Source organism: Psychromonas arctica (genome assembly GCF_038155225.1).
Taxonomy (GTDB): Bacteria; Pseudomonadota; Gammaproteobacteria; order Enterobacterales; family Psychromonadaceae; genus Psychromonas; species Psychromonas arctica_B.
Map to the genome: position 1 here is coordinate 1 of NZ_JBAKBA010000279.1, position 221 is coordinate 221.

1 pseudogene is annotated in these 221 nt (G+C 33.0%); it reads left to right on the forward strand.

Going from position 1 to position 221, the window contains the following annotated elements:
* Positions 1 to 72: 72 nt before the first annotated feature.
* Positions 73 to 221: pseudogene (locus V6255_RS19415) on the forward strand (GNAT family N-acetyltransferase); the annotation flags it as partial.

The following is a 221-nucleotide window of genomic DNA, read 5'->3' on the forward strand; positions in this document are numbered from 1 at the left end:
GTTGTACGCTTTTCATTTAATGATGAAAATTGTTACATCCGAGACTTACTAATAAAATAATCATATCAAGGAAGAGGGATCGGTAGTGATTGTTTACATTATCGTATTGATTTAGCGGCAGCAAGGGGCGATCGTTTTAATAAATTAAAAGTATTCACAGAAAAACCAGCCATTGCTTTATATCAAACTCATGGTTTTAAAAAAGTATCAGAAGAACGGCT